The 15,775-nt window shown below is 62.5% G+C and carries 12 protein-coding genes; 7 read left to right on the plus strand and 5 right to left on the minus strand.

Features of this window, described 5'->3' with window-relative positions; genetic code table 11:
- Positions 1-5: 5 nt before the first annotated feature.
- A complete protein-coding gene (locus K7957_RS20625) occupies positions 6-134 on the minus strand; it encodes a hypothetical protein (RefSeq protein WP_281422892.1) in 129 nt (42 codons plus the stop codon).
- Positions 135-223: 89 nt separating this feature from the next.
- Positions 224-496, minus strand: coding sequence for a hypothetical protein (locus tag K7957_RS18360; protein WP_223014062.1), 273 nt, complete (start codon positions 494-496; stop codon positions 224-226).
- Positions 497-1,918: 1,422 nt separating this feature from the next.
- Here K7957_RS18360 and K7957_RS18365 point away from each other — a divergent pair.
- Both K7957_RS18365 and K7957_RS18370 read left to right on the plus strand, forming a co-directional pair.
- Positions 1,919-3,418, plus strand: coding sequence for a recombinase family protein (locus tag K7957_RS18365; RefSeq protein ID WP_246617270.1), 1,500 nt, complete (start codon positions 1,919-1,921; stop codon positions 3,416-3,418).
- A gap of 691 nt (positions 3,419-4,109) precedes the next feature.
- Positions 4,110-4,742 carry a tyrosine-type recombinase/integrase gene (locus K7957_RS18370; RefSeq protein WP_132911411.1) on the plus strand — a complete coding sequence of 211 codons (633 nt, stop codon included), beginning with the start codon at positions 4,110-4,112 and terminating at the stop codon, positions 4,740-4,742.
- A 209-nt stretch (positions 4,743-4,951) separates the two neighbouring features.
- Here the strand turns inward: K7957_RS18370 and K7957_RS18375 are convergent, their stop codons facing one another.
- Positions 4,952-5,248, minus strand: coding sequence for a type II toxin-antitoxin system RelE/ParE family toxin (locus K7957_RS18375; RefSeq protein ID WP_223014066.1), 297 nt, complete (start codon positions 5,246-5,248; stop codon positions 4,952-4,954).
- The gene (locus K7957_RS18380) at positions 5,245-5,502 is read right to left on the minus strand and encodes a type II toxin-antitoxin system ParD family antitoxin (RefSeq protein WP_223014068.1); all 258 of its coding nucleotides are present in this window, start codon (positions 5,500-5,502) and stop codon (positions 5,245-5,247) included. Before K7957_RS18380 ends, K7957_RS18375 begins: the two co-directional genes overlap by 4 nt.
- A 128-nt stretch (positions 5,503-5,630) precedes the next feature.
- Here K7957_RS18380 and K7957_RS18385 point away from each other — a divergent pair, with 128 nt between their 5' ends.
- The gene (locus K7957_RS18385; protein ID WP_223014070.1) at positions 5,631-6,113 is read left to right on the plus strand and encodes a nuclear transport factor 2 family protein; all 483 of its coding nucleotides are present in this window, start codon (positions 5,631-5,633) and stop codon (positions 6,111-6,113) included.
- 397 nt (positions 6,114-6,510) lie between these two features.
- A complete protein-coding gene (locus K7957_RS18390) occupies positions 6,511-8,445 on the plus strand; it encodes a glycoside hydrolase family 127 protein (RefSeq protein WP_223014072.1) in 1,935 nt (644 codons plus the stop codon).
- An 80-nt stretch (positions 8,446-8,525) separates the two neighbouring features.
- Here the strand turns inward: K7957_RS18390 and K7957_RS18395 are convergent, their stop codons facing one another.
- Positions 8,526-9,614, minus strand: a complete 1,089-nt coding sequence (locus K7957_RS18395) for a substrate-binding domain-containing protein (RefSeq protein ID WP_223014074.1) — start codon at positions 9,612-9,614, stop codon at positions 8,526-8,528.
- Between the two features lie 122 nt (positions 9,615-9,736).
- Here K7957_RS18395 and K7957_RS18400 point away from each other — a divergent pair, with 122 nt between their 5' ends.
- From K7957_RS18400 to K7957_RS18410, 3 genes are read left to right on the plus strand one after another with little or no spacing between them, the layout of a single operon-like run.
- The gene (locus tag K7957_RS18400) at positions 9,737-11,797 is read left to right on the plus strand and encodes a glycoside hydrolase family 31 protein (RefSeq protein ID WP_223014076.1); all 2,061 of its coding nucleotides are present in this window, start codon (positions 9,737-9,739) and stop codon (positions 11,795-11,797) included.
- Entirely contained in the window at positions 11,794-13,182 is a 1,389-nt protein-coding gene (locus tag K7957_RS18405) for an MFS transporter (protein WP_223014077.1), read from the plus strand. The genes K7957_RS18400 and K7957_RS18405 overlap by 4 nt, the downstream gene beginning before the upstream one ends.
- 31 nt (positions 13,183-13,213) lie before the next feature.
- Positions 13,214-15,766 (plus strand): carbohydrate-binding protein, encoded by a 2,553-nt coding sequence (locus tag K7957_RS18410; RefSeq protein WP_223014078.1) that lies wholly within the window; start codon positions 13,214-13,216, stop codon positions 15,764-15,766.
- Positions 15,767-15,775 lie beyond the last annotated feature (9 nt).

Below are 15,775 nucleotides of genomic sequence, written 5' to 3' on the forward strand. Positions count from 1 at the left end.
GGCCGCTAGGTGCCCGCCTTCTTCGGGTCGCCTTCCGCAGGCGGCACGCGCACCGAGGTCACACCCCTGCGACGTTCCACTGCTTCCTGAGCTTCGACCACCAGCGCGTACCGCTCGGCGAGTTCCGCATGCATCCTGGCAATGCTTGGATCGCGCGCCTCGGCAGCGCGCGCACGATGTGTGGCTTCACGCCGACGGTAGTAATCAAGCGAATTACCATCGTTCATAGTGAGGGTGCAGCAAGCGGCTTGCGCAACGTTGTCCCGCGCCGGTCAGGTCCAATTGAGATCGCAACGTCAAACTGACGACGTAAGCCACTACTTTCATTTGTGATTTCGCACGTTGCCGACAGTGTCGATCGGCTTCCCTTGCGATCCATCAGGATAGCGACTGCCGAACGAACTGCTGAAATCCGGGCGCGCTCGTAGGTCGTATGACGCTCCTCGCCATCACTGATCATTCCGTTTTCAGCAACCGTGATTCGGAAGATTGCCATAGCCGATCTGAGCATAGATCAAGAGCGAGCGCCTTGAGCGAGTTGAATCAGGCCGAATCGTACCTAGCCTGAAGCCGCCCGTGGCTTCTATGCTGTGGCAGTGATCGCCGGTGCGGCTCAACGCCCGTGCGGGAGAGGGCGAATGGTGAGCGGAAACGACAGCGGATCAACACTGGCGGGGCAGCGGATTGCGCTGGGCGCTTCTTGCGAACGGTCGGCGTCGGCGTGCCATCAACTTTACCAGCCATGCCTGCCACCTGATCGGGATCAAGATGATTTAGCCGGGGCGTGAAGCTACGCTGTTCGAATGAGCAATTCGCAATCCGCTGTGAGCGTGCACTCAGCTGCAGAAGGCATCCGTACGGCCGCGCGCCTTGCTCGCCTTAAAGCATCTATAGTGACAAAAAGCGACGCTTCTCATGCCTCGCACAATTCGATATCGGAAGCATTTGAGTCGTTTGCGGCTGAGTTGGACGCGATCGCGGAGCACGTCGACGAGCTAGGTTCACCAGGCGCGAAGGGGCAGTAATGGAGCTTCAGCAGATCGCATCAAGCGCCTGGACTAAGATGGCAGGAGTATAGCTGTGAGGGGGACAAGCCCACGTGGACCTAAGCACTTCTACGTTTATGGCGGCCCGCACGGCGGCGCTCTCGCGAAAGTCATGGGTGGCGAAACGACCTTCAGCAAGGTCGACCGAAGTCACCCGCAAGGGGCGCGATACGGGTATGTACTGGTTACCGCTTCTGTTGGCGGCATGGCGTTCGTACCTGAGGATGACCACTGCCTGTTGCTCGCGTTGGCTACCATCCCGGCGGAGCCAGGGAGTCGCGAATACGACACGCTATCCGCCGAGGTACGTCGCCGGAAGCTTACGTGCCGTAATTGATCGCTTAAGTCCCCGCTCACCTCGGACAAGACCCACAAGCGGTCGCCTAAGGCTACGAGTCCGCCGCCCAACTCCGGCCATCTATTCAGCGTTATGGCGCACGTCACACAGCAGCCCTACGGCTTTGGGAACAGGGCACCAGGAACAGGCCCTTCTGCAAAGCGAAGGCCGCTGCGGGTTCGGCCCTGAGCTTTCAACGAGGATAAGCGACTACAGGTCGAACGCCGTGGGTCGCGCACAGGCGCTGCGTGGCAACCTTCGCGTTGCTCCGATGCCGTACGATCCCGTCAGCTCGCATTTCGTGCTCTAGCGCCTCAAGCCTCAGCCGATCTGCGTCCGGGCCGCGCCCGATCATACTCGCGATCCGGCGGCAGCGTTCAGCCTCGCGACGGAGACAAAGGGGATCATCAATCAGCATGGGCACCCCAGTCATTATTAGCCGGCGCGTTCTAGCCGCTAGGAGCGAAGGCGGCATAAAGGGGATTGCCAAACGAGGGCGGTTAACCTGCATCTAAGCGGCTATCAGCTGTGGAGAATGAGGTTGGGGAGTCAGGTCGCACAAGCAACGGTCAAGGCATACTCGTACCAACGATTTAGCAGTCCCTCGCAAGCGAACGGTGACAGCCTTGCTCGACAGACAGCGTTGGCAAAGGCGTACGCCGAGCAGCACGGCCTGCACCTCGACGATGAGCTGACTTACCGCGACTTGGGAGTCTCCGGCTTTCGCGGAAAAAACGCCGCTCATGGCGAACTGGCCTGCTTCCTGGAGGCCGTTCGAACGGGAAAGATTCCCGAGGGTAGCTTTCTCCTTATCGAAAGCCTGGATCGGCTCAGCCGCGACAACATACTCCGAGCGCAAGCCATCCTCACGAACCTCGTCGTGTCGGGCGTCAACGTGGTTTCGTTGGCGGACAACCGCCTCTACTCCGAGGAGAGTCTATCGGACGATCCACTAGGCCTCATTTACGCGCTCATCGTCTTTATAAGGGCAAATGAGGAAAGCGCGACCAAGTCCATGCGTGCGCGCCAGGCATGGACACGCAAACGTGCAGCCGCCCCCTCCAAGGTTCTAAGCAGCAATCTCCCTGATTGGCTAACTTTCGAGAACGGACGCATTATTCCGATCGCCGCGCGAGCCGAGTTGTTAAAACGCATCTTCGCGAACGCAGAGGAGGGTCAGCCTCCACAGCAGATCGCTGAGACGCTCAACAAGGAGCAGGTGCCACGCTGGAGGATCGACGGACCATGGGAACGCACCACGATCGCCGCTTTGATCAACAATCGCCGCGTGACCGGTGCGCTGCCGCTCCACGAGTTCGTCTACAAGCGGAATGTGCAGCACCGGCTGCCCATTGGCGTAGTCGGAGGTTACTTCCCAAGGATCATCGAGCCCGAGACGTTTCTTCGGGTCTGGTCTATTTGCAGCAACCGTCGTCGTGGGGGGAGCGCCGCGAAACGCAACGTGTTCGCAAATCTGCTGCGATGCGCAGACTGCGGTGCGGACGTCCGACACAAGCCGATTGGCGAGGAAGGACAAGGTGTTCTCGTCTGCGCAGGGGCTAGCATCGCGCACCGGTGTAGCGCTCCTGAGTACTCGTATGCTGCCTTGGAGAGCGCGATGCTGGCCCACCTGGGCCCTTGGTCCGCCGAGGGCATTGATTGGATCAGAAGTGCTGATCCCCGCGGATGTCGAAATTCTCGCGGCGCCCCTTATCGGCTCCTAGGCAACGAGGCGCTCTCCTGGCACCATGATCGACTGAGCAGCGACATAGCTCAACGATTCCCCGGCAGATACGGGGAAGCACCGAGCCTGGCAGATTACATGGACACATCAAGTGGGCGTCGTTACCTGTTGAACGATTGCTCGACCTTACTGGCCGCCGGCGAGACCGGCCTCTCGACCTCACGTGAGCGGGTGAACGCCAATGCTGCTTTGCGTCGCATGTTCAGCCATGGCTCCGTGGATCTGCGAACAGGCGCATGTACCCTCCTGTGTGGAGAGGCTGGCTCGGTCGATATTAGATCACAAGCCTAGTCGCCAAAACTGCCATTCGCTCCTTTACCTATGATCGGCAGACATCAATGGTCGGGGCCAAAACCCGACAGGCTGCGCCGGTTTTTGAACCCTTGTACCGGCACAGCCTTTCATTCGATCAGATCTCCAACCCTCGCCGTTCAATCTCCACCCGCGAGCGTCTCGGTTGCCATTGTTGCCGGGCTCGCCTGAGGTGCTCAGGAACGCCGCGCGCAGTGTCATCCTCGGACACAAACACCCTACGTCCGTCAGGCCCATCCACGAAAACATAGCTGTAGCGAGCGCCTCTAACGTGCGTTGAATTTGGTTCGACTATCAAAAGGCGCAAGGTTTTATGCAGCTGTCGTTCCGAGCACCCTGCCCGGCTGCCCAGGCAGGCGTAAAGGCGCGTACGGAGGAGCTGTTGCACAGCTTGCGCGAACGCACAGGCGAGCGCGTCACCGCTAATCTGCTTCCGGCTTTCACCTACACGAGGTTGAACAGCCCTCTACTGGAGAAGCCGGCGGACGCCTCAACTCCGAACGACGTCGTCAACCAGATGCTCGAGCGGCTCGGCCAGGGCGACTCGACTGGCAAACCCTGGTCGCCCCTCAAAAGACCAGTGAAACGCGTCGGGCGCGCTCGAAGACACTTCACGTGGATCGTCATAAAGCGTAGCATCAAGGCCGACTCGGACCTTTGGAGATGAGCGATGGGTCACTCGTCGATTGACCCTGCCTTTCATGAACTGCGGCCGTGGAATGACGGTCGTGTTAGCGGCCCCAAGCGTGCCCTCAAACCGCAGCAGGTCTGGGCCATCCGCTTCTTTCTCGATCAGCATCGACGGCTTCGAGATCGCGCCCTGTTCGATTTCGCCATTGATAGCAAATTGCGCGGTTGTGACGTGGTGAAGGTCCGCATCGGCGACATTGTTGTCGGTGGCCGTATACGTGATCGCGCGATTGTCGTACAACAAAAGACCAAGAGACCGGTACAATTTGAGCTTGTTGAGCCCGCGCGCCGGACACTCCATGACTGGCTGCAGCATCGCGGCGGTACCCTGAACGACTTTGTATTCCCAAGCCGAAACGACTACATGGACCACATGAGTACCAGGCAATATGCCAGACTCGTGCGTGAGTGGATCGTGGGCATCGGGCTTCAGGCGGAGGAGTATGGAACGCACTCACTTAGGCGTACAAAGGCGTCCATTATCTACAAAGCAACGGGCAATCTACGCGCCGTACAGATCTTGCTTGGCCACGCCAAAATCGAAAGTACAGTCCGGTACCTTGGCGTTGATGTTGAAGACGCGTTAGAGCTTTCAGAACGGACCGAGATTTAGCATCTTGACTTGGCGTCAGGCGTAGGATCGCGGCCCGCATGCTGTCGTCAATCTTGTTCATCGTCATGCGGGCCATGGTAAAGCCTCAGGCAAAAGTACCAACTTTGCTGGCCTGGTACAGCTCTGGTACCGTAACCGGGGGTGAGCTCTCTGCGCCTGGATGTCGTGCTTGTCGCCGCATCAACGCGGACCACAGCGCACCTTGTCAGTCACAGCAGATCCAGATGCTCGGCGTAATCCATCGCGCCGTGGAGGATCGTCAGAATGACCACAGCGTCCGGCTCGACCCGGTAGAAAACGAGGTAGTTGCCATGAACAAGGTGGCGGACGCCCATGCTCTCAAAGCGCTGTACGAGCGGAAAGCGGTTCGGGAAGGAGGCTAGGCTCATGCACCGATCTCGGATCTCGCGGACGAAGCTGAGCGCGCGCGTTGGATTGTGCTCGGCGATGCTCACGCCAATGCCCTCGAGCGCCCTCTCCGCCTCACTCGTCAGCCGGACCTTCATCGCTGTCCGTCAACCGCCTTTGCGAACCGCTCCTCCAGCCGGTCGAATACCGCCGCGGCATCCTGTGTCTGGCCACGATCCGCGTCTCTGAGCCCCCGATTGATCGCGGCATCGAGTGTCGCCAGACGCGCCTCGCGGTCCTGCACGAGCCGGACGCCTTCGCGCAGTACCTCACTCTTCGAGTTGTAACGGCCGGTCTCCACGAGGCTGGTCACGAACGCCTCTAGCTGCTGCCCAAGCTCCGCACTGATCACCTGGCACCCTCCATCACGTTGTTATCAACTATTATCAGCTTTCCACCGCTGTGTCGCTCTCTTTACGTGTGCCATAGCAGCAGGGCCGCTCGTGTGTTAGTGTAGCAACACACAAGAGGAGCCAAGCCGTGTTCGTACTGCATGCCCTTGCGCAAGCCGCGGCCGCGGTCGTCGTTCCGGCGACCGGTCCTTTCCTCACTGCCGAGATCAGGACGCGGGATGCTGCCTTCTTCTCCGCATTCTTCGAGCGCTGCGATCGTCAGGTCGTAGCCGCCTATCTCACGCCCGACTTCGAGATCTACCACGATAAAGGTGGAAAGCTGGCCGGAGGGGCAGCGGTGTTCCTGGACGATTACATGAAATCCTGTACCGCAGCTGCCAAGCCAGATGGCTGGCGTCATCGGCGTGAGCTGGTTGAACCCTCCCTGCGCGTCGAGGCCGTGCCAGGTTTTGGAGCCATCGAGGAAGGCGACCACGACTTCTACGAAGGAAAGGGGGACGGCCCAAAGCGGAAGGTCGGAACGGCGCATTTCGTCCAGCTATGGCAGCGCGCGCCAGACGGCTGGCGCCTGACGCGCGTATTCAGCTACTCGCACCGCAAGACTCCCTGACTGCGGAATGGCGTCAATGGAGGGCACGCTGTACCCTCTTGCACCGTGCTGAGACCCAACTGCGGACATCCGGGCGCTGTAACCCGCTGCCCAACTTCGGCCACTCGTTCATTTTGGCAGAGGTGGCATTTGGGCCGTGGCACGTAATCGCCTGGACCTCGAAGGAAACTTGGCCACCTGTCAAATTCCGGCAGCACTCTCGACACACGCACCGGTGTTCAGGTGGCAAGTGCGCACAATCGCTACCGCATAGAGGCCCAGCCAGACGGCGACAGGCTCGAAATCCGAGCTGCCCGAGTTTGGCGGAGCGGATAGACGACGCCGGTGCCATCGTGCGAGAGGGTGTCGATAAAGGTGATGCGGTACTCGCGGATGTTTGGCAGGAGAGTGCGCTAGGATGAGCAAAGTAAGCGGGGCGCTTGCCCTCTCGCGTCGTCGCTTTCTCACCAGCACGGCAGTGCTGCCATTCGCGGTGAAGGCTCTAGACGCAGGCGCGGCGCCGATCACGGCGATCGTGGCCAACCGGCTCAGCCCCTTCGACCTCCGAGACGTCGACCTTACCGACAGTCCCTTCCTCCACGCGCAGCGGATGACCGAGGCCTATCTGCTGCGGCTCGAACCCGACCGGCTGCTGCACAATTTTCGCGTGAACGCGGGGCTGAAGGCGAAGGCGCCGGTCTATGGCGGGTGGGAGTCGGAGCCGACCTGGGCCGACATCAACTGCCACGGCCACACGCTCGGTCATTATCTCACCGCCTGCGCGCTGGCGTGGCGCTCGACCGGCGACGCGCGCTTCCGCCAGCGGGTCGACTACATCGCGGACGAGCTCGCCGCCTGCCAGCAAGCCTCAGGTACCGGCCTGGTCTGCGCCTTCCCCAAGGGGCCCGCGCTGGTCGCGGCGCACCTCCGCGGCGAGCCAATCACGGGCGTACCGTGGTACACGCTTCATAAGATCTTCGCCGGACTGCGCGACGCAACGCTGCTGACTGAGAGCCAGCGCGCCCGCGAGGTGCTGGTTCGCCTCGCCGATTGGGCCGTGGTGGCGACCCGCCCGCTGTCGGATCAGCAGTTCGAGGCCATGCTCGAGACCGAACATGGCGGTATGAACGAAGTCTTCGCCGATCTCTTCCTGATGACCGGCGACCCTCAATATCGGACGCTCGCACAGCGCTTCTCCCACAAGGCGATCCTGGAACCGCTCGCGCATCAGCAGGATCACCTCGACGGGCTCCACGCTAACACGCAGATCCCCAAGATCATCGGCTTCGAGCGCGTCTACGCGGCCACCGGCGAGACACGCTACCGTGACGCCGCCGCGTTCTTCTGGCGCACGGTTGCCCACACGCGCTCGTTTGCGACCGGGGGGCACGGCGACAATGAGCATTTCTTCCCTATGGCCGCCTTTGCCGAGCACGTCTTCTCCGCCAAGGGATCGGAGACGTGCTGCCAGCACAACATGCTGCGGCTGACGCGCGCGCTGTTCCTGCAGGACCCCAACGCTGATTATGCCGACTTCTACGAGCGCGTCTTGTACAATGGCATTCTCGCCTCGCAGGACCCCGACAGCGGCATGGCGACCTATTTCCAAGGCGCCCGTCCCGGTTACATGAAATTGTACCACACGCCCGAGGACTCCTTCTGGTGCTGCACGGGCACGGGCATGGAGAACCACGTCAAATACCGCGACTCGATCTACTTTCACGACGATCGCTCGCTGTACGTGAACCTCTTCATCCCCTCCGCCGTGCGCTGGACCGAGCGGCGCGCCACGCTGACCCAGACCACCAGCTTCCCGGAAGAGCCCGGCACCAAGCTACGGTGGACGCTCGACGCGCCGGCCGAGCTGACGCTCCAGCTGCGCCATCCGCGCTGGAGCCGCGAGGCGATAGTGCTGGTGAATGGCCGCGAGGTCATGCGCTCGCGCGCACCTGGAGGCTATCTAGCGCTGACCCGAATTTGGCGCAACGGCGACCGGGTTGAGCTTCGCCTGTCGATGGACGTGACGGTGCAAGAGGCACCGGCGGCGCCTGGCATAGCTGCGATACTGTACGGGCCGCTGGTTCTGGCGGGTGCGTTAGGGCGTGACGGTCTCGCGTCGGGCGCCGACACCGTCGTCAACGAGCGCCGCTACGGGGGCTACAACGATGCGCCGTTCAATGCCCCGACGCTTGCGGGCGACGCCACATCGCTCCCGCAAGCGGTTCGGCCAACGCGTACGCCTTTAGAGTTCACTATCGCCTCGGCCGATCGTCGCAACATCCGTCTCATCCCCTATCACCGCATCGCCCACGAGCGTTACGCGACCTACTGGCAGCTGGTCGATCGGACGTAACCTTCTGCGAAACCAATGGATGCATCAAGCAAACCTTTAAGGAAGGAGAATAGAAACACCTCAGCTCCTTCCTGTATATTTCATCTCACTTTCACTCGCTGCCCTTTGTTATAATCTTCGGCAACGCGCAGCGGTGCTTGCTCGACCGATTTGATTTTATGGCTTTCTCGTAATCGCAGCGCGAGGGGCCAGCGCATTTGCACCCGCGCCGAACTGCCTCGTTCTTTACTTGCTATGACGTCAACTAAACCGCGGGCGAGCGCCGAGCCTAAGGCGTTTAGATCGAGATTGAAGCACGTCAGGTCCGGCGAGAGCGCCTGGCACGTCGGATTGTCACGGAGGCCGACGACCGCGATGTCTCGCCCCGGCTCGCGTCCAAGCCCGCGAAGGGCGCGATATGCCCCTACGGGAGCGGTCTCCCCCATCAGCAAAAGGGCGGAGGGAGGTTGCTCCAACGCCAGGAGCTCGCGTGTTGCCGCCTCACCGTCATGCTCGTCGGTTTCGCCGTAGTGGATCAGAGCTCCATCCACCTGCAGTCCGGCCTCGATGAGCGCCTTCTGGTATGTCGCCGCCACGACATGGCTGTAGTTGATCGTGGCGGGAGGGCTCACCAATCCGATCCGACGATGACCTTCAGCAAGCAACAGAGACATTGCCTCGGAGACGAGTCCCTCAAAGTCCAGGTCGATCCAGGCATGGTCGCTGACTTCCCCGGTGCGACCCAAAGTCACAAACGGTATGCCGCGCTCCGACAGCAAGGCGATACGAGGGTCTTGATATTGCGTGCCGGAAAGTAGCCAGCCGTCGACCGTTCCTCGAGCAATGTGACGACGCAAAAACGTCTCTCCATCCTCCCCCTTGCGTGCCAAAAGTATAACAAGGTCGAGATCATGCACGACCAGCTCCGCCTGCACGCCCTCAAGTAGTGCCATGAAGAAGGGGTCGCCGTGCACCGCGCTGTCATGTTCGAGCGTCAGCATGAAACCGATCGTCGCGGTGCGCCCGCTTCGTAGCGTTCTGCCGAATTGATTGGGTGTGTAGCCGAAGGTTGCCGCCGCCTCCAGAACGCGTTGCCTGGTTACAGGGCTCACGTCCTTTCGATCGTTGAGCGCGCGTGACACCGTGCCGATCGACAGGCCTAAGTGACTAGCGAGAGCCCTGATGTCCATTCGCGTCTGATCGCCGCGACGCTGCGCGTGCGCAAGGCCCTTGACAGAACATCGGATAAGATCGCAGAAGACCGGAAACGTTTACGGTCGCGATCGTTGGCCGCAGGAGAGGAAGAGAAAGCGTGGAAACGCTGACGCTGGAAGAGCGGGCGATCGCCTGGACATATGACGGCAATTGGGTCCGGATCGAGGCACATGGTCCCGACGGACTGCGGCTTCGCGCCTCGGCCTATGCGGCTCGTCCTGCCGCTCCGAACGCCTTGCTCGACATCGATCCGACGGAAGCGAAGATCGAGCGCGACGGGCCAGTCGCTCGCATCCGCAATGGACGCATTATCGGTGAGCTCGATCTGCAAGGGCGTGTGCGCTTCCTTGACGGCCAGGGAGCACTGCTGCTCGAAGAGAAGTGGCGGCAGCGCGACACGGTCACCAAGTTTTGGACGGTTGGCAGGGACTCGGTTGACACGATCAGCGCGCTTGGCCTTGCAGGACGTGAATTCAAGGCGCTGCCAGGCGACGTTGCCCATATAACGGTGCGCTTTGAGGCGAAGTCCGGTGAACGCCTTTATGGCATGGGCCAGTACCAGCAACCGAACCTCAATCTGGCGGGATGCGTGCTGGAGCTCGCGCAGCGTAACTCCCAGGCAAGCGTGCCATTTGTTGTGTCCAGCCATGGGTACGGTCTGTTGTGGAACAGCCCTGCGATTGGCGAAGCGTGCTTCGCTACCAACGGTATGATCTGGACCTCACGCGCAGCGCACGAGATCGATTACTGGATCACGGCCGCGGACACGCCGGCACAGATCGTGCGCAATTATGCGCGCGTCACTGGCACTGCTCCGATGATGCCCGACTTCGCCTTAGGTCTATGGCAGAGCAAACTGCGCTACCGTACGCAGGAAGAACTGCTGGAGGTAGCGCGCGGCTACCGTGACCGCGGCATGCCGCTTGCCGTGATTGTGGCCGACTTCTTCCACTGGCCGATCCAGGGCGACTGGCGGTTCGATCCGCGTGAGTGGCCCGATCCCGCGGCGATGTGCGCCGAGTTGAAGGAGATGGGGACCGAGCTGATGGTGTCGGTATGGCCCACCGTCGACCCTCGATCAGAGAATTACGCCGCCCTGGTCGAGCGAGGCTACCTTGTCCGGGCCAATCGCGGCGTTGACGTGCAGCAGGAGTTCCTCGGTAACACGCGCTTCATCGACGTCACCCATCCTGGCGCACGTGACTTCCTATGGCAGACGGTAAAGCGTAATTACCGCGACCAAGGTGTCCGGCTGTTCTGGCTCGACGAAGCCGAGCCCGAGTACGGCGCCTATGACTTCGACAACTATCGCTACCACGCCGGCGAGGTGCTGGCGGTCGGCAATGCCTACCCGCTCCACTACGCGCAGGCGCTGCACGAGGGGCTGGCCGCCGAAGGTGAGGCCGAGGTTGTCAGCCTGGTGCGGTGCGCCTGGGCGGGTAGCCAACGCTACGGCGCCTTGGTCTGGTCGGGCGACATCCACAGCTCCTTCACCGCGATGCGCAACCAGCTGAGTGCTGGGCTAAACATGGCGATGGCCGGCATACCCTGGTGGACGACCGACATCGGCGGCTTCCACGGGGGGAACGTCGACGATCCCGCATTTCACGAGCTGATGATCCGCTGGTTTCAATGGGCCGTGTTCACCCCGGTGCTGCGGATGCACGGGCATCGCGACCCGATCACCCCGCCCGCCGAGCCGTTCCGGGACGGGGTCGCGCAATGCGACACCGGCGCTGGCAATGAATTGTGGAGCTTTGGCGGCGACGTGTTCGCGATCCTGCGTCGCTTCGCCCGCCTCCGCGAGACCTTGCGGCCCTACATCGCCGGACTGATGCGTGCCGCGCACGAAGCCGGCGACCCGCTGATGCGGCCGATGTTCTACGACTATCCCGAGCAGGCGCACAGCTGGACAGTCGACGATCAATACATGTTCGGCCCCGACGTGCTGGTCGCGCCGGTGACCGCGGCGAGCGTCGAGTCGCGAGACGTGTGGCTGCCAGCGGGCGCGTGGATCGACGCGTGGACCGGGGCGGAAGTGGCAGGCGACGCGACGATCCGCTGCGCTGCGCCGCGCGATCGGCTTCCGGTGTTCGTGCGTGCCGGCGCGCGCGTTGCCGATGCGTTTGCGGATGCGCTCGTGGAACCAGCGGCGTGACGACGATCACGCAACAGGGCGATGCTGCCCCCATCCACGCCGACGCCGTCAAGGTCGGGCGCGTGCCGCTTGGTGAAAAGGTCGCTTACGGCTTTGGTGATGCCGGGGGCACGATCATCACCGGCCTGATCGCCAACTTCCTGACCTTCTACTACACCGACGTCTTCGGGATCGCACCGGGCGTGGTCGGCATCCTGTTCCTGTCGCTGCGCATCTTCGACGCAATCTCCGATCCGCTGATCGGGATTATGGCCGACCGCACCAAGACTCGCTGGGGGCAGTTCCGCCCGTATCTGCTGTGGACCGCAGTTCCGGTCGGGCTGAGTTGCTTCCTGACCTTCCAGTCTCCCGATCTAGGGCAGGACGGCAAGGTCGCCTATGCCGCGATCACCTATTTCCTGCTCGCCTTCTCCTATTCGCTCAACAACGTCCCTTATTGCGCGCTGGTCACGCGAATGACCGACAGCGCCGAAGAGGGCGTCGCGTGCCAGTCGGTGCGGTTCGCACTGGTGGCGATCGCCTCGTTTACCGTCTCGGTCGGGCTGCCGATCATGGTGCGCACGCTTGGCGCGGGCGACGTCGCGCGCGGCTATCGCGATGGCGTGGCGATCCTGAGCCTCGCCGCCGTGGCGATGTTCCTGATCTGCTTCCTGTTCGTGCGCGAGCGCGTCACCTTCGCGGCCGCCGAGGAACCGCCGCTGCGTGTCGCGATCGCCAATACGCTGAAGAACGACCAGCTGCGCATCACCTTCGCGATGACGCTGCTGCTGATCGCAATCTTCAACACGAAGGGCGGCGCGGCGCTGTATTTCATCACCTATGTGCTGAACGGGGGGACGACCTATCAGGCCTTCTTCTTCGGCATCGCGACGATCGGCGGGTTCATTGGTTCGATCGTCGTCACCTTCTTCACACGCCGCTATGATGTCCGGACTATCTACATCTGGGTCAATCTGATCCTCGTTGCCGGGCATGTCGCCGCTTTCTTCGTGCCGGGCGATTATCCGACCTTGTGGCTGGTGCTGGTCGGACTGTGCTGCATCGTGCTGGGCTGCACGCTCCCGCTGCACTTCACGCTGATCCAGCTCGCCGACCAATATGGCGAGTGGAAGCTTGGGATGCGCTCGTCGGGGATGAGCTTCGCATTTAACCAGTTTTTCGTGAAACTGGCCTGGGCGGTCGCCGGCGTGCTGATCAGCGGGGTGCTGGTGCTCGTCTCCTACAAGGCTGGAGCGGGCAACCAGACTGCGCTCTCGCTGACCGGGATTCGTGCGCTCTCGACTTTGGTGCCGGCCGCGATGCACGCGCTACTTGCCTTCACGATTAGCCGCCTGATCCTTAACCGCGCGACGATCGCGCACATGAACGTGGCGCGAGCGGCATGACCGCCACCCGCTCTCACCCGGAGTTTCGCTGATGCGTGCCCTCGTCGTTGCCGGTTTGCTCGCCACCACCGCTACCCCCGCGCTGGCGCAGGACGCGTCCGAACGGATGACCGTCGATATGGGCAGCGACACCGGCGCGTTCCACGGCGGCGCGTCCGGGACGCTGTACGGCCTGTACGATGCGCGGCTGCCGCACCCCAATCTGCTGGAAGGCATCAATCTGCGCACGGTGTCGACCAAGGCGCAGGATGGGCCGCAACACCCCGGCGCCGACGCGCTGGAGGTCGCGACGCTGCTGACCGATGCGTCGGGCGGCGACACCTACATCTACATGACCGACATTTTTCGCGAGTTCCCGTACAAGTGGAAGAGCGGCGACTGCGCACAGTCGGTGACGAACTATATCGAGGTCCTCAGACGGCAGGCCGCCCAGGTAGGTGCTCTGCCCGAGCGCTATCGTAACCGGATCGTGTTCGTGCCGTTCAATGAGCCCGACGGCAACATGTTCAGCGCCGACGCCAAGAGCTGCACCGGGGTGAGTTGGCTGAAGGAGCCGGCGGTCTTCCTTGACGCGTGGGATCGTGCGGTGCGCGCGTTGCGGCAGGCGGCGCCGCGGACGCGGATAGCGGGGCCGAACACCAGCATCCTCTTTGACCAGGTCGAGGGCTTCCTGCAGCACGCGATCGCCTCCGACACGATGCCCGACGTGGTGACGTGGCACGAGCTGAGCGACCCCGCGACCGTCCGCACCAGCGTGCGCAAATATCGTGCGTGGGAGGACCGGCTGTTCGCGGGAACCAAGTGGCAGGGGCGGCACCTGCCCGTCAACATCAACGAATACGCTTATAATTATCACACGTCGGTGCCCGGGCAGATGATCCAGTGGGTCGCTGCGATCGAAGATGCGAAGGTCGATGCCGACATCGCTTACTGGAACATTGACGGCAATCTGAGCGACAGTGCGGTGCAGGCGAACCGCGGCAACGGGCAATGGTGGCTGCTCAACGCCTATGCGACGATGACCGGGCACACATTGGCGGTTACGCCGCCGCATCGCGACCAGAGCTACACGCTACAGGGCGTCGCGACGCTCGATCCGGCGCGGCGGCAGGCGCGCGTGCTGCTCGGGGGCAAGAGCGGTGCGGCGACAGTGATGCTGACGAGGCTGCCCGCGCTGTTCGGCGCGGCGGCGCAAGTGCGCGTGCGCGAGATCGCCTGGACCGGGCAATTGGGCGACGCCACGCCTCCGGTCACGATCGTCGATCGGCGCATGCCGGTGTTGGACGGCGCCATCGCGCTGACGTTCGGCAAAGGAGATCTACCGGCGCTCCGTGAAGAGTCGGCCTATGAGTTGGTCGTTACTCCCGCCACTACTGCCCTGCCCGCGCCCCCCGCGCCGTGGCGGACCGACTATGAGGCGGAGGCGGCGACACGTCGCGGCAGTGGGCTGAAGGTGCGCGGTCCGGAGGGGTCTCCAAAGGAGGTGTCGCGCTTCCACACCTCTGGCGGCTATTCGGTCGAGGGGTTTGCAGGCGGCAATGACGCCGCGCTCGACTTCGCGGTGCAGGTGCCCCGTGCGGGCCGCTATGCGCTGCGCGTGCTCGCCAGCACCTTCAACAAGGACCCGCTGGCCGAGGCGCAGGGAGCTACCAACGTCTTCCTGCGCGTCGACGGAAACGAGGTGGGAGAGATCTACCTGCCGCTGGGCTACAAGCCCGCGGTACTCGACCATGCCGATACCACTCTGACGTTGAGCGCGGGCCGGCATGTCGTGACGCTCGCGACGCGCAGCCGAGACGGGCGCGGGCGGACGCAGGGCAATGCGCTGGTGGATCGGATCACGCTGACGCAAACGGCGAAAGACGCCGCGCAGGTCTATGATGCCCGGGATGCCAAACGCGTCGGCAGGGCGGCGACGTGGTGGGTCTATGCAGCAAAGGACGGGCCGGCTCGTCTCGACGTGTCTGGCGGGAGAGCGCTTCGCGTCAACGGACGGTCCGTACGTGGCGATACCGCGTTCCTGCTTGGCGGCGTCAACAAGGTGGAGGTGGCCGACGGCACATCGCTGCGGGTGACACCGCTCGAAACGGTTGGCGCGCAGAGCTATGAGGCCGAGGGGGCGCAGGTCGCCGGTACGGCGCGGATCGCAGCAGCATCGCTGGCGATTGGTGGCAAGGCAGTATTCGACATCGGAGGGGCGCCTGGCAACGTCAACACCCTCACTTTCCCGGACATCCGCGTCGCGCGCGCCGGGACATATGCGCTGACGGTTCGCTTCTCGAACGACGAACAGTCGAAGGCGACGCATTACAATCCTGATCCGCTCGCACGAGTGGCGCGGATTTCGGTGAACGGCGCCGCGCCGATGCTGGCGACTTTCCCCAACAGCTTTCACCGCAACAATTGGTGGGAAATGACCATCCCGGTTGAGCTGCGTGCCGGCCGCAACACGGTGCGAATTGCGGGCGAGGAACAGCCGAATTGGGACGGCAAGACCTACGCCTCACAGGACTGGCCCGACGTGCTGCTGCGTTCGCGCATGGCGCCCAACATCGACCGGATCATCGTGACGCCGATGCCTTGACTGGCTCAA

Source organism: Sphingomonas yunnanensis, from assembly GCF_019898765.1.
Lineage (GTDB): Bacteria > Pseudomonadota > Alphaproteobacteria > Sphingomonadales > Sphingomonadaceae > Sphingomonas > Sphingomonas yunnanensis.

Bases quoted from the DNA above. Each gene is read 5' to 3' on its own strand.
- K7957_RS20625 (WP_281422892.1), bottom strand. From the start codon at position 134: ATGCATGCGGAACTCGCCGAGCGGTACGCGCTGGTGGTCGAAGCTCAG.
- K7957_RS18360 (WP_223014062.1), bottom strand. From the start codon at position 496: ATGGCAATCTTCCGAATCACGGTTGCTGAAAACGGAATGATCAGTGAT.
- K7957_RS18365 (WP_246617270.1), top strand. From the start codon at position 1,919: ATGAGGTTGGGGAGTCAGGTCGCACAAGCAACGGTCAAGGCATACTCG.
- K7957_RS18370 (WP_132911411.1), top strand. From the start codon at position 4,110: ATGGGTCACTCGTCGATTGACCCTGCCTTTCATGAACTGCGGCCGTGG.
- K7957_RS18375 (WP_223014066.1), bottom strand. From the start codon at position 5,248: ATGAAGGTCCGGCTGACGAGTGAGGCGGAGAGGGCGCTCGAGGGCATT.
- K7957_RS18390 (WP_223014072.1), top strand. From the start codon at position 6,511: ATGAGCAAAGTAAGCGGGGCGCTTGCCCTCTCGCGTCGTCGCTTTCTC.
- K7957_RS18395 (WP_223014074.1), bottom strand. From the start codon at position 9,614: ATGGACATCAGGGCTCTCGCTAGTCACTTAGGCCTGTCGATCGGCACG.
- K7957_RS18410 (WP_223014078.1), top strand. From the start codon at position 13,214: ATGCGTGCCCTCGTCGTTGCCGGTTTGCTCGCCACCACCGCTACCCCC.